Annotated in this window: 13 protein-coding genes and 1 tRNA gene; 4 read left to right on the forward strand and 10 right to left on the reverse strand. The window is 59.8% G+C overall.

Annotated features, from left to right (window positions below):
• Positions 1 to 51: 51 nt before the first annotated feature.
• From QP970_RS09205 to nth, 3 genes are read right to left on the reverse strand one after another with little or no spacing between them, the layout of a single operon-like run.
• Complete coding sequence (locus tag QP970_RS09205; protein ID WP_239268934.1) at positions 52 to 753, reverse strand: NUDIX hydrolase; 702 nt, start codon at positions 751 to 753, stop codon at positions 52 to 54.
• Positions 750 to 1346: a TlpA family protein disulfide reductase gene (locus QP970_RS09210; protein WP_239268936.1), complete on the reverse strand. Its 597-nt coding sequence runs from the start codon at positions 1344 to 1346 to the stop codon at positions 750 to 752. The genes QP970_RS09205 and QP970_RS09210 overlap by 4 nt, the downstream gene beginning before the upstream one ends.
• A 4-nt stretch (positions 1347 to 1350) precedes the next feature.
• Positions 1351 to 2004, reverse strand: coding sequence for an endonuclease III (nth, locus tag QP970_RS09215; RefSeq protein WP_239268938.1), 654 nt, complete (start codon positions 2002 to 2004; stop codon positions 1351 to 1353).
• A gap of 341 nt (positions 2005 to 2345) precedes the next feature.
• On the opposite strand from nth, the gene glxR reads away from it, so the two are divergent.
• Positions 2346 to 3029: a CRP-like cAMP-activated global transcriptional regulator GlxR gene (glxR, locus tag QP970_RS09220; protein WP_005276495.1), complete on the forward strand. Its 684-nt coding sequence runs from the start codon at positions 2346 to 2348 to the stop codon at positions 3027 to 3029.
• Between the two features lie 88 nt (positions 3030 to 3117).
• Here the strand turns inward: glxR and QP970_RS09225 are convergent, their stop codons facing one another.
• From QP970_RS09225 to QP970_RS09240, 4 genes are all read right to left on the reverse strand, one after another.
• The gene (locus QP970_RS09225) at positions 3118 to 3933 is read right to left on the reverse strand and encodes an MBL fold metallo-hydrolase (RefSeq protein WP_239268940.1); all 816 of its coding nucleotides are present in this window, start codon (positions 3931 to 3933) and stop codon (positions 3118 to 3120) included.
• An 18-nt stretch (positions 3934 to 3951) separates the two neighbouring features.
• Entirely contained in the window at positions 3952 to 4410 is a 459-nt protein-coding gene (locus QP970_RS09230; protein WP_239268942.1) for a RidA family protein, read from the reverse strand.
• Positions 4411 to 4569, reverse strand: coding sequence for a Sp36 family protein (gene sp36 / locus QP970_RS09235; protein WP_126318073.1), 159 nt, complete (start codon positions 4567 to 4569; stop codon positions 4411 to 4413).
• A 90-nt stretch (positions 4570 to 4659) separates the two neighbouring features.
• The gene (locus tag QP970_RS09240; RefSeq protein WP_005276491.1) at positions 4660 to 4983 is read right to left on the reverse strand and encodes a WhiB family transcriptional regulator; all 324 of its coding nucleotides are present in this window, start codon (positions 4981 to 4983) and stop codon (positions 4660 to 4662) included.
• Between the two features lie 145 nt (positions 4984 to 5128).
• On the opposite strand from QP970_RS09240, the gene QP970_RS09245 reads away from it, so the two are divergent.
• Positions 5129 to 7600, forward strand: a complete 2472-nt coding sequence (locus QP970_RS09245) for a transglycosylase domain-containing protein (protein WP_239275261.1) — start codon at positions 5129 to 5131, stop codon at positions 7598 to 7600.
• A 3-nt stretch (positions 7601 to 7603) separates the two neighbouring features.
• Here the strand turns inward: QP970_RS09245 and QP970_RS09250 are convergent, their stop codons facing one another.
• Complete coding sequence (locus QP970_RS09250; protein ID WP_005276488.1) at positions 7604 to 8068, reverse strand: GatB/YqeY domain-containing protein; 465 nt, start codon at positions 8066 to 8068, stop codon at positions 7604 to 7606.
• 43 nt (positions 8069 to 8111) lie between these two features.
• Here QP970_RS09250 and QP970_RS09255 point away from each other — a divergent pair, with 43 nt between their 5' ends.
• Positions 8112 to 8999 (forward strand): metallophosphoesterase, encoded by an 888-nt coding sequence (locus QP970_RS09255; RefSeq protein ID WP_239268946.1) that lies wholly within the window; start codon positions 8112 to 8114, stop codon positions 8997 to 8999.
• Between the two features lie 68 nt (positions 9000 to 9067).
• A tRNA-Pro gene (locus tag QP970_RS09260) sits at positions 9068 to 9141 on the forward strand.
• Between the two features lie 68 nt (positions 9142 to 9209).
• Here QP970_RS09260 and QP970_RS09265 read toward each other — a convergent pair.
• Positions 9210 to 10574 carry a CitMHS family transporter gene (locus tag QP970_RS09265; protein ID WP_239268948.1) on the reverse strand — a complete coding sequence of 455 codons (1365 nt, stop codon included), beginning with the start codon at positions 10572 to 10574 and terminating at the stop codon, positions 9210 to 9212.
• Between the two features lie 350 nt (positions 10575 to 10924).
• The gene (locus QP970_RS09270) at positions 10925 to 12388 is read right to left on the reverse strand and encodes a YhgE/Pip domain-containing protein (protein WP_239268950.1); all 1464 of its coding nucleotides are present in this window, start codon (positions 12386 to 12388) and stop codon (positions 10925 to 10927) included.
• Positions 12389 to 12434: the final 46 nt, after the last annotated feature.

Raw genomic sequence — 12434 nt, forward strand, 5'->3', positions numbered from 1 at the left:
TTTCTCGATCGAAATCTCGTGCGTCCTCCGGCACCTTAAGCGCGCGGGCAATTAGGACATCTTCTCATTATTGCGGGACTTTTTGAGGGTGTCACGCAGGTCTATGACCGAATTGTTATCCCACGGTACGCTCCACCCAGAATGCTCCAATAATGCTGACAGAACTCCGGCAGTAAAGCCCCAAATCACGTAGTCATTGGCATAAAACGCCGGGCCTTGCCACTGCTTAAATCCCACCAGCAGGCGGTTGCGGGGGTCAATGAGCTCCCCGAGCGGGACGAAGAACACATCATCGGTCTCCGCCGGGCTAGCGGGATAGACTTCGCCCGGCTGGTTCCAATGGGCCAGGATGGGGCTTACCGGATTCCCCGTGGCGCGAATGTGCAGCTGTTCCCACTGCTCTAAGGGCGTGACCGTGTGGCGCTGCAGATCGGTTTCCTCCCACGCCTCCCGCAGGGCGGTATCTACCAGCGAGGTATCGCCCGGATCCCGCCGGCCGCCAGGAAAGGCAATCTGACCGGAATGCGAGCGCAGGGACGGCGAGCGGTGCGTAAGCAAAATTTCGCCATCCTCCACACTGTTCCCGCTAAGCAGCATCAGCACCGCGGCTTCCCGCTTGGTTGGCACCTCTTCCTCTGAGCCATTGAGCTGCGATGCTTGCCGCTGCCCAATAAGTTCCTGCACCTGACTCGGATCGACGCCCAGCGCGGGTTTTATCCACTCGGGTGCGTACTCGGGCCATAATTCACTCATCCGGCGAGCGCCTCCTCAACCGTTTTTTCGATTTCGGCCGCCGAGGTAAACGGCTGGGCTGCCTGCTTAACCACTTCCCCATCGCGGAGAATCACGGTCACGGGAACCACGCCCGGCAGGCCCAGCGTGCCCGCGAAGCTATTATCCGGATCCTGGAAGCTCGGCAGGTCTACCCCCACGTCATTGAGGAACGCGGCCCCGTTGGCGGCGTTTTTATCCGCGTGCACCCCAACGACCTTCCAGTCAGGGTGGGACTTTGCCACCTCGTCCAGGTGGGGCAATTCCGCGCGGCACGGCTCGCACCACCACGCCCACACATTGGCGATGGTAATGCCTTCATCCGCCTTGTCCCCTTCGCGTGCATCATCGCCGCCCAAGCATTCCAGATCCACTCCGGCGATGGGCCCTGCGGGGCAATCTGGGCGTTCGGCCACGTCCTGGTCACCCGCCGAGCCCGATTCCGATCCCGCGCCAGGGGCCTGCGCCGAATCGCCCGTGCTGTTGTCATCCCCACGCAGCTGCATGACCCCCACCACCACGAGGGCTGCGATGACAATGGCCGCAATGACGGTGCCGAAGACGTATTTTTTCATACCGCTAGCTTAATGCAGCCGGGCACAGATCCCGCACCACACAATTCCCACACTCCGGGTTCCGGGCATGGCAGATCCGCCGGCCGTGAAAAATGACGCGGTGGGAAAACATCGTCCACTGTTCCTCTGCAATGAGCTTGGCGATGTCCCTTTCTATCTTCACCGGCGTCTTCTCCCCCGTCAGCTCCAGGCGCTGCATCAGGCGGCTAAAGTGTGTATCCACGGTAAGGCCCGGTACCCCGAAGGCATCGCCCAGCACCACCAGCGCCGTCTTGCGGCCCACCCCAGGCAGGGAGGTCAGTTCCTTTACGGTCTGTGGCACCTCGCCATCGAACTCAGAAACTAGGCGCTCGCCGATACCCATGAGATGCCCCGCCTTCGCCCGCTGAAACCCCAGCGGCCGCAGGATCGCCTCCAGATCCTCCCGGCTGGCTGCCGCAAAATCGGCCGCGGTGGGATAGGCGCGAAACAGCTCAGGGGTTACCGAGTTCACGCGCGCATCCGTGCACTGCGCGGAAAGCACCGTGGCCACCAAAAGCTGGAGGGGAGAATCGAAATCGAGCTCGCACCGCGCATCGGGGTGTTCGCTTGCCAATCGCTCGTTAATGATGGGCGCTCTCTTACTCGGGGCCGCGGTGGCCGACAGTGATGAACTCATGCCGCCAAGCTTAGTAGGATAGGAATACATGATTTCACTTGTTATTTTTGTACCGCTTGGCATCGCCCTTTTCGCCCTCCTCATGGAAAAATTGGAAGCAGTTGTCTTCGCCGATTAGCCGGAAACCCGCTGGCTGTAACGCTAGGGGCGTAAGTGAACCCATTTCTGTCGTGTGACCATTATGGGGACAGTGCCCAAAAGTGACTAACTGCACTGTAAAATGGGGTACGCTAAAAATTGACCCCGCTTGTTCCGCATTAGCGTGCCTCCCTGGAGCCCGCAAAAGGATGTGGCCCAAGCACTTTAGTGACTTTTCGCAGTCGACATCCAAGGAGTAAAACGTGGAAGGCGTACAGGACACCCTCTCCCGCGCCGGAATCTTCCAAGGCGTTGATCCCGTAGCAGTGCAGAATCTTCTCGAGCAGATGGAGACAGTGCGCTTCCCGCGCGGTACCACCATCTTCGATGAAGGCGAGCCCGGTGACCGTTTGTATATCATCACCTCCGGCAAGATTAAGCTGGCCCGCCACGCCCCGGATGGACGCGAAAACCTCCTGACCGTGATGGGCCCCTCCGATATGTTCGGTGAGCTCTCCATCTTCGATCCGGGCCCTCGCACCTCGTCTGCCGTCTGCGTGACCGAGGTCCAAGCCGCCACCATGAACTCCGAGCTGCTGGATAAGTGGGTCAGCGATCACCCCGCCATCGCCCAGCAGCTGCTGCGCGTGCTGGCCCGCCGCCTGCGCCGCACCAACGCCAACCTGGCGGACCTCATCTTCACCGACGTGCCTGGCCGCGTTGCCAAGACCCTGCTGCAGCTGGCTAACCGCTTCGGTGTCCAGGAAGGCAGCGCGCTGCGCGTCAACCACGATCTCACCCAGGAAGAGATTGCCCAGTTGGTGGGCGCTTCCCGCGAGACCGTCAACAAGGCCCTAGCCACCTTCGCCCACCGCGGCTGGATTCGCCTCGAGGGCAAGTCCGTGCTCATCGTCGATACCGAGCACCTCGCCCGCCGCGCGCGCTAAAGCCAAACAATTCCCTCCGTCCCCCGTGCATAAGCACTAGGGGTGGAGGGAATAAACGTTTTAAGCCGGCTGCCTGCCGCGCAGCGCGTTAGTTATCCGTACCGTCGAGGTACTTCAACGCGGTGCGCGTGGACTGCTCTGCGGCATGGCGCAGCACCGGATCCACATCGTCATACATTTCATTGACCAAGGTGGTCAGATCCACGTCATCGCCCAGCCGGGAGCGAATTTCCCGGATCTGGTCTAGGCGGTAGTGGCGGCGGTCAATGTACTTGCGCGCCACCTGCGAGGTATCTTCCAAATCCGGCCCGTGGCCTGGGAAGAGCGGAACATCCTTGCCGCGAGATTCCAGCACATCCAGGGTATGCAGGTAATCGGCCAAATCACCGTCCGTTTCTGAAAGCAAAACGGTGTGGCGCCCCGCGATGGTATCGCCGGTGATAATGCCTTCTAGCCGGGAATTTTCTACCTCACCGCTCCACACGAAGAAGGACGTGGAGTCCGCGGTGTGGCCCGGCGTGTGCAGGACCTCCAATTGCGGGGTGATGCCTTCCAAAGTCAGAATTTCACCATTCTGCAATGCCTCCGCGCCATTGCAATAGCTGGGATCGAAGGCGCGGATGGGCGCGCCGGTCATCTGCCGAAGCCGTTGCGCGCCCGAAGCGTGGTCATCGTGGCGGTGGGTAAGCAGAATTAAAGCCACCTCACCGGCATGGCGATGCACAACGTTGAGATGGCCTTCATCTTCCGGCCCCGGGTCTACGACGATCGACCGAGAGTCTTCAGCGGCACTGATAATCCAGGTATTCGTGCCCTCGAGGGCGGTATAGCTGGGATTATCACAAAGAACTACGCCAACGGATTGGCTTACGGGACGCAATTGACTGTATGCGGGGTGCTCCATGCCTACCAGCCTAACCGATCACTCAGCGATCTCTACGATCAATTCGATCTCCACCGGGGCATTCTTTGGCAAGGCAGCTACGCCGACTGCAGAACGCGCGTGCGTGCCAGCCTCGCCGAATACCTCCCCGATGAAATCCGATGCCCCGTTAACCACCGCGGGCTGGTCCTCGTAGCCAGGGTCCGAGGCCACAAAGCCAACGATCTTGATCACGCGGGAGATATTATCCAGTCCGATCTCCGCATCAACGGCCGCCAAGGCGTTGAGCACGGCGGTGCGGGCCTGGTCCTGGGCCTGCTCCGTGGTGACTTCAGCACCAACCTTGCCGGTCACCGGCAGGGAGCCTTCCACTAAGGGAAGCTGGCCAGAGGTCCATACCTGGTTGCCCACGCGCAGTGCGGGCACATAGGAAGCCAGCGGCTTAGCGACGCCCGGCAGCTCCACCCCTAGCTCTTTCAAGCGAGCGGAAAAGCTCATTTACTCTGCCACCTCGCGCTTGAAGTAGGCCACCACGTTCTCCGGGTTTGGGCCAGGGGTGATGGAGACCAATTCCCATCCGTCTTCGCCCCAAGAGTCAAGAATCTGCTTGGTGGCGTGGGTCAGTACTGGTGCGGTTGCGTATTCCCATTTAGTCATGGGGTTCATTCTAGCGATTTAATACGACTTATGCCGCCCCTATTTCGCAGCGCTGTCGCCGCTGCAAGGACAGTCACACCCCTGACCGCCTTAAATGCCGACGAGTTCGCCACCCTTAGCCAGGTAATTGGCCCAGTCCGTGATGTGGGGGTTCTTGCGCAGGAGCGCGCGGCGCTGGCGCTCGGTCAACCCGCCCCACACACCAAATTCCACGCGGTTATCAAGGGCGTCTGCACGGCATTCCGTTAATACGGGGCAGTGGCGGCAAATGACGGCGGCTTTGCGCTGTTCAGCGCCGCGCACGAATAATGCGTCTGGGTCCTCATTGCGGCACTTTGCTTGAGTGACCCACTCACCACGCTCGGGATTTCGGGCTGTATTGGACATCCCCGCAGTCTTCACTCGAACGGTCATGGGTGAGTGTTCTCCTTCCCAGACGGAATACTATGTACCGAGGCCTGAGTCTATTCACTAGAACGCGAGATTGTCTACGAGGTCACACTTTAGGGGGTGCAGGTCACCTTCCCCATTGCTAGGCAGACCACGTAGGGTATTGGGCGTGACTGTCTTCAAATCTTTGTCCAAGATAGCCCTGTCCACGGTCTTGGTAGCCGCGCTCATCGCGCTCGCGCTCGCCCCCTTTGCGGGCATTTCCGGCGTGGCGATCGCCCGCACCAACCAGACCATGCAATCAGACCTGCAAGACCTAACAGCGGGCAATATCCCTGGTGTTACCACGGTGCAGGATGCCTCGGGCAAAGATATGGCCTATGTCTATAGCCAACGCCGCCACCCCGTAGATGGTGACGAGATTTCGGATGCGATGAAAAACGCCATCGTCTCCATTGAAGACGAGCGCTTTTACGAGCACGGCGGCGTTGATCTCCAAGGCAATTTCCGCGCTCTGTGGACCAACCTGACCTCCGGCGGGGTATCTCAGGGCGCATCCACCATTGACCAGCAATACGTCAAGAACTACCTCCTGCTCGTCTCCGCACAAAACGATGAAGAACGGGCTGCTGCGACAGAGCAGTCCGCCACCCGCAAGCTGCGCGAAATGCGCATGGCAACGCAGATGAATGAGGAGTTGGATAAGCAGGAAATCCTCACCAATTACCTCAATCTGGTCTCCTTTGGTAACCATGCCTACGGTGTGGAAGCCGCCGCGCGGACCTACTTTGATAGCCACGCCGCGGACCTCACGGTGCCGCAGGCGGCGATGCTGGCGGGTATGGTGCAGTCTTCAGAGCGCCTCAACCCTTATACCAATGAGGAAGAGGTGCTTGACCGCCGCAACGTCGTGCTCCAATCCATGGTGGATAACGGCTATCTGGAGCAGGCGGATGCGGATGAGTATAAGGGGGAAGAATTGGGCGTCGGCAAGCAGCCCAATACCCTGGCCAATGGCTGCATCGGCGCAGATGATCGCGGTTTTTTCTGCGATTATGTGCTGCAGTACCTCGAGGAAAAGGGCATAGACCAAGACCAGCTCGCCCACGGTGGATATACCGTAAAGACCACGCTGGACCCGCAGGTGCAGGATACGGCGCTATCTGCGGTGCAGTCGCGTACCAACCCGGATGCCCAGGGCGTCGCTGAGGTGATGGACGTTATCGAACCGGGCACGTCGGACCGCAAGGTCCTGGCCATGGTCTCGTCCCGTGCGTACGGGCTGGACCAGGACAATAATGAAACCCTGCTGCCGCAGACCAACTCCTTGGTGGGCAATGGCGCGGGCTCGGTTTTTAAGGCCTTTACCGCCGCGGCCGCCCTCGAATCTGGCTACGGCATTAAGAATACGGTGGATGTGCCCACCCGCTACGAGGCCGAAGGCCTTGGCCACGGCGGCGCCGATAACTGCCCCGCCAACCGCTACTGTGTGGAAAACGCGGGCAATTATAAGGCCACGATGACGCTGCAAGAGGCCTTGGCCCACTCGCCCAATACGCCATTTATCAAGCTCACCGAGCAGGTTGGCGTGGCACCCATCGTAGATATGGCGGTGCGCCTTGGCCTGCGCTCCTATGACGAAAAGGGCACCTTTGATAAGGACACCTCCATCGCGCAGCGCACGAAGGACGCCAATTCCGGTTCCTTTACCTTGGGCCCCAACCCGGTAAATCCGCTGGAGCTATCCAATGTCGGCGCAACGATTGCCTCCAATGGCCGGTGGTGCGAGCCCAACCCCATTGACAAGGTCCTGGATAAGGACGGCAATGAGGTCTACCTCAAGGAGACCCCGTGTGAGCAGGCGGTAGACCAGGATGTGGCCCACGCCCTGGCCAATGCGCTATCTGAAGATGCCAAGCAGGGCACCGCTAAGGATGCCGCCCAGGCCGCTGGCTTTAGCTCCCCCATCGCCGCCAAGACCGGTACCACCGAGTCCAACCAGTCCTCGGCATTTTTGGGATTCAACGACGGGCTCGCCGCCGCTCCTTATATTTATAACGACGGCACCGATACCCAGCCTCTGTGTACCTCCCCCGTGCGCCAGTGCACCGGTGCTGGCAACCTCTTTGGTGGCTTAGAGCCCGCGCAGACATTTTTCACCATGGCATCGCAGCTACCGCAGGCTACTCAGAGCGGTCTGCCCAATTACAATAAGAAATACGATGACGGCACCACCGGGGATAAGTTGCTCGATAGCTTGCGCGGCAAAAACGAGTCACAGGCCCGCAGCACCCTTGAAGCCAAGGGCTATGTGGTAAAAACCTCCCGCGTCGTCGGCGGGGATGTCCCCTACGGCCGAGTGGTCCGCGCGATTACCGGGAAGGATGGCAAGAAGGACGGCGCCGAGATTACCCTGCAGCTTTCCGATGGCACCTCTGCCACCCAATCCCCCTCCAGCGGCGTGGGCAGTGCGAATACGACCGGCGCACAAAATAACACCGGCAGCGCGAACACTACCGGTGTGAGCAACTGGGGAGGAAATAACGGCGGCGGATTAAACCTCAGCCCAGAGGACTTTGGAATCCGCCAAGAAGATATCGATAACTTCCGCAACGATATCCGCAATCTCCTCGGCCGCTAAAGATTAGTTAAGCTGGCCTTTTACCTCTGCGGAAAGGCGCTTGCCGTCGGCCTGGCCGGCGGCTTTTGCATTGGCCACTTTCATGACCGCACCCATCTGCTTCATGGTGGGTGCTTCACCGTTTTCCTTTTCTACCTCAGCAATTGCTTCTTCTACCAATGCCTTAAGCTCCGCATCATCGAGCTGGCGCGGCTGGTAGGCCTCGAAGAAGGGGACATCGACAAGCTCAGCCTCTGCCAATTCCGGGCGGCCATTTTCTTCATAGACCTCCGCAGACTCGCGGCGCTTTTTAATCTCGCGCGCGATGACCTTGAGGATGTCTTCATCCTCCAGCTCATGGCGGGAGCCAGTGGTTTCCTCGGCCTGGATTGCCGCGAGCAGCGCGCGAATGGCGCTGGTGCGCTGCTTTTCCTTGGCCTTCATCGACGTTTTCAGATCTGCTCGGATAGTATCTTTTAGCTCGCTCATGCCTTTCAATATACGTCCATTTAAGGCAGGTAGTGTAGAAGCTGTGAAACTTCAACGGATTCTTGGCGGCGTCGCCGCAGGCCTAAGTGTTGCTGCTTGGGGCTTTAGCGAGCTCACGAAATTCGAGCTCAAGGAATATACTCTTCCGCTCCTTCCCAAGGGCACCCTGCGCGGCGAAGAAGAGTTCCGCCTGCTGCACATTTCTGACCTGCACATGATCCCGGGGCAACAGACCAAGATCGATTGGGTCTCCGCCCTCGATGCACTGGAGCCAGACCTCGTGGTCAATACTGGCGATAACCTCTCCGATAAGCAGGCCGTGCCCGATACCCTGCGCGCGCTCGGCCCGCTGCTCGCCCGACCCGGCGTGTTCGTGTTTGGCACCAATGATTATTGGGCGCCGCGCCCGGTCAACCCCTTTAAGTACCTGCTGGGCAAAAAGCGCGAACCCTCCTACGTTGACCTGCCTTGGCGCGGCATGCGCGCGGCCTTCGTGGAGCACGGCTGGTACGACGGCAACCAAGCCCGCCACGAGTTCAAGGTGGGCAATGTCCGCCTCGCCGTGGCCGGTGTGGACGATCCGCACCACGACTTGGATGATTATTCCGAAATCGCCGGCCCGCCCCACGAGGATGCCGATCTATCGCTCGCCCTGCTCCACGCCCCCGAGCCGCGAGTGCTCGAAAAATTCGCCGCCGATGGCTACCAGCTTTCCCTTTCCGGTCATACCCACGGTGGGCAAATTTGCCTACCTGGGTCGCGCGCCATCGTGACCAACTGCGGCATCGATCGCCCGCGCGCACAGGGCCTGCATGATTTCGGCCCTATGAAGATGCACGTCTCCAATGGCTTGGGCACGTCCAAATTCGCCCCAGTGCGTTTATTCTGCCGCCCCTCGGCCACCCTGCTGAGCATCACTGAGGCGGACTAGACCTGCCGTTTTGTCGATCTCATTCACCATGCGTTAAAGTATCTCAGTACTGCTTTTAAGCAGTAGACCGGGATATGGCGCAGGTTGGTAGCGCGCTTCGTTCGGGACGAAGAGGTCGCAGGTTCAAATCCTGTTATCCCGACAATAGCCCGCAGGAAACTGCGGGCTTTTTCCATGTCTGCAGGGCCCTTGGATTCCAGGGCCCGCGACTTAGGCCAGCATTCCGGTAAAGAATGCGATGGCGACGAGGATGATGGAAAATACCCATGCGACGGGGAAGGCTATCTTCAAGTACTTGCCCATCTGACCGTCCGCCAGTCCCAGCGCCAGCCACAGCGCCGGCGAAAATGGGGAGACGAAGGTTCCCACCACGTTGCCAATAATGAGGGCGCTCGCAGCGCCCATCCCGCTGACGCCGAAGGACTCCACCGTGCCCTGCACGATGGGCAGTACCGAGAAGTAATACGCATCCGTGGAGGTCAACAGGTCTAGCGGAACCCCAAAGAATCCCACGATGAGGTGCAAATACGGTGCCACTCCTTCTGGGAGAACATTCACCAGGCTCAGCGCGATTTCTTCTAGCATCTTGGTCTCATTGAGCACGCCCAAAAACATCGCGGCCGCGATGATCACTCCGGCCATGGACAAGGCGTTGGGGGCGTGACGCCGCAAGGCATCGCCCTGCTCCATCGCGCCGTCGAAGTTCACCACCAAGGCAATGGTGGTAGCAATGAGGAACGCGGGCGCCGGCGGCAGCAGGCCCGAAAGCAGGGCGGCGAGCACAGCCAAAGCGATGACGATATTCGCGATGGTAACCCACCGGGATTTCCGGTACCTAAACCCGAGTTTCTGCTGTTCCTCGGCCTGCTTGGCGGAAAAATCATCCGCCAACGAATTCACGTCCACAGAGATGGTGCCCTTAATCTCGCCGCTTTCCTGTAGCTTGGCCAAGCGGCGGTTTTCGCGCCAGCCCAACAGGGTGGCAGTAGCAAAGATGAGGACCACTGCCACACCCTGAATGGGCAATAAGTGCAGCCAAATATCGTTCGGGTCTTGCTCAACCACCGCACCGGCACGCCCCAGTGGCCCGCCCCACGGGACCATATTCATCACCGAAGCGGCTAGGGCCACGATGGTAATTAGGACATAGCGCGACATGTGCAGCGCCCGGTACAGCGGCAGCAATGCGGGAATCGTAATAAGGAAGGTCGTGGAACCCGATCCATCGAGGTGTGCCACGATGCCGATGGCGGCCGTGCCTATGGTCACGGCCATGACATTGCCGCGGGTCGCCTTGATGAGGCTGCGGATCACCGGGGTAAAAAGCCCCACATCCTGCAAAATGCCGAAGAAAATGATGGCGAAGATGAACATCACCACGACGTTGATGACAGAACTTAAGCCTTCACCAAAGAAATCCGCGATATCTTCTACGCCGAAACCGGTTATCACAGCGCCGATGACAGGCACCAGGGTCATGGGGATGATGGGATTAACGCGGCCGCGGATGAGGATGCCCACCGTCACAAAGATGATGGCCAGTCCCATCAGGGTCAGCCCCAGGGAGGTCTGCATTGCGCTCCTTCAAAAGTCACTGGCGCCCGCCTGGCGCACGCCATTAGCCAATGGACGTATAGCTAATGTTAAACACTGCTGTGTGGTAGCGCACATTCCTGCCGTGAGCCGCACATATCCCCCTGGGCCGACCTGGATAAATAGCTTTGGGCAAAACGGGAAACGACGCGGCGCCCCTACAGCACCGCGTCGCCCCTATTCCCTATCACTCACAACGGCGCAAGCCGTTCGCCTACCCCCTAAGTAGACGGTGTGAGCACTAGCAAGAATAACACTCCTCGCATTCCAACCATAGCGATGGCAAATATTGCCAGCTTCATACAAGCTTTTGCCTATTTAAGTACACAATTTCATACTTTAGCGCCTGTTTTTGGGTTCTTCCTGGCAGGCACGATCCATTTCACTGCACTCAGACCTACAAGAGTGATAGCGCCCAATACGGCAAGGCCGGTCCACAGCACCACTGCCTCACCATCGTTGCCCGCCACGGTGACAGCCGCCGTTGTCCAGTTGAGCGGCAAAAGGTTAGCTACTACCTGCCACACCTTGTCCACCCCGGCGATGGCCGCGGATTTCCACAGCCACCCCACCAATGCGGTCTGCCCAATGCCAAAGATCGCGGCGAGGATGGATCCTACGGTCATGCCACACAGTTCGAGCAGGCCACGCACGATAAGAGCGGAGGACAGGGCACCCAAGAACAGCGCCCCTCCGGCGGCCACCGCGGCGATGGGGGTAAGGCCGATGGACAAGACGAAGAGCAGGATCTCCCCGATAGCCACCGCTGCCAGCGATCCGCCGAGAACCATCAGCCACGGGCGGAATCCCAATTTCCACGCCACTCCGGCCGCGGATCCAGCCAGCAGGACGAGCGCGGAAATGAGCATGGCGATGACCGGGCTCAGCTGGCGCGCATCTTCCTCCGCGGCCACGTGCGCGGGAGGCAGGGCGCGCTGCACCGCGCCCAGGTTCGATTGGTTTTGTTCCGCCATGCCGGTGAGCTTGCCGGCGCCATCGTCAAGCTGGCCCACCCCATCGAGAGCCTCATCCACACGGCTATTGAGCTCCGCTATGGACTGGTTGAGCTGTTGCGCACCTGCCACGGCCTGGTTGATGCCATCGTGGTAGGCATAACCGCTTACCGCCAGCTGATTGGAGAGATCGCGCGAGCCATCCTTCAGCTTCTTCAGCTCCCCAGTCAGGGATTCATCGAGGCGGAAGTTTTCCACCTGCTTGCGCAAATCCCCCAGCTGGGAACGAACTTGTTTCGCTTCCTTGGAATCATTTCCTTTCAGGTCGCGCACCGTACCGTCGATGGCTTCTAGGATTTGGCCTTGGACGGCTCCCAGGCCCACGACCTGGTCAACGGCCCCTCCGACGGTATTGGCCAGTTCCGTCGCCCCACCGCCGAGGGTATTGGTCCCTGACTGCAACTGGTTAAGCCCCGACACCAGCTCTTGCGAACCACCGGCGAGCTTTTCGACGCCCTCGCCTAATTCCCCAGCACCCTTATCCAGCTCACTGGTGCCCTTGTTTAACCGATCCGCGCCAGATTTCAGGATGCTAGCCTGCGCTTGGGCGTGGCTGGCGGCCTCGGCGGCTTCCTTAAGCTCTGGCGAGGTCGAATTCGCCTGCGGCGCGCCATAAGGCTGCGCGGCGCTCGACCACGCATGCGCCGGTTCCCACTGCGACCAGGCCGCCACTGCGGTACCAACGATAAGCGGTACGGCGAGCAATACGAGCAGTAAGAGTGTGCGCCACCGCGAGGAACTCGCGGACGCGGTGGGCGCGGTCGAGGCAAGGCGTTTGGTCATGCTAGTAACCTATCGCTGCAGGTCATTCCCTTTCTGCAGGCGCGCC

The organism is Corynebacterium sp. MSK073 (assembly GCF_030232085.1).
In the GTDB taxonomy this organism is placed as follows: domain Bacteria; phylum Actinomycetota; class Actinomycetes; order Mycobacteriales; family Mycobacteriaceae; genus Corynebacterium.

Excerpts from the sequence above, each read along its gene's own strand:
- QP970_RS09270 (WP_239268950.1), bottom strand. The coding sequence starts at position 12,388 with ATGACCAAACGCCTTGCCTCGACCGCGCCCACCGCGTCCGCGAGTTCC.
- nth (WP_239268938.1), bottom strand. The coding sequence starts at position 2,004 with ATGAGTTCATCACTGTCGGCCACCGCGGCCCCGAGTAAGAGAGCGCCC.
- QP970_RS09230 (WP_239268942.1), bottom strand. The coding sequence starts at position 4,410 with ATGAGCTTTTCCGCTCGCTTGAAAGAGCTAGGGGTGGAGCTGCCGGGC.
- QP970_RS09240 (WP_005276491.1), bottom strand. The coding sequence starts at position 4,983 with ATGACCGTTCGAGTGAAGACTGCGGGGATGTCCAATACAGCCCGAAAT.
- QP970_RS09250 (WP_005276488.1), bottom strand. The coding sequence starts at position 8,068 with ATGAGCGAGCTAAAAGATACTATCCGAGCAGATCTGAAAACGTCGATG.
- QP970_RS09210 (WP_239268936.1), bottom strand. The coding sequence starts at position 1,346 with ATGAAAAAATACGTCTTCGGCACCGTCATTGCGGCCATTGTCATCGCA.
- QP970_RS09205 (WP_239268934.1), bottom strand. The coding sequence starts at position 753 with ATGAGTGAATTATGGCCCGAGTACGCACCCGAGTGGATAAAACCCGCG.
- QP970_RS09225 (WP_239268940.1), bottom strand. The coding sequence starts at position 3,933 with ATGGAGCACCCCGCATACAGTCAATTGCGTCCCGTAAGCCAATCCGTT.
- sp36 (WP_126318073.1), bottom strand. The coding sequence starts at position 4,569 with ATGACTAAATGGGAATACGCAACCGCACCAGTACTGACCCACGCCACC.
- QP970_RS09265 (WP_239268948.1), bottom strand. The coding sequence starts at position 10,574 with ATGCAGACCTCCCTGGGGCTGACCCTGATGGGACTGGCCATCATCTTT.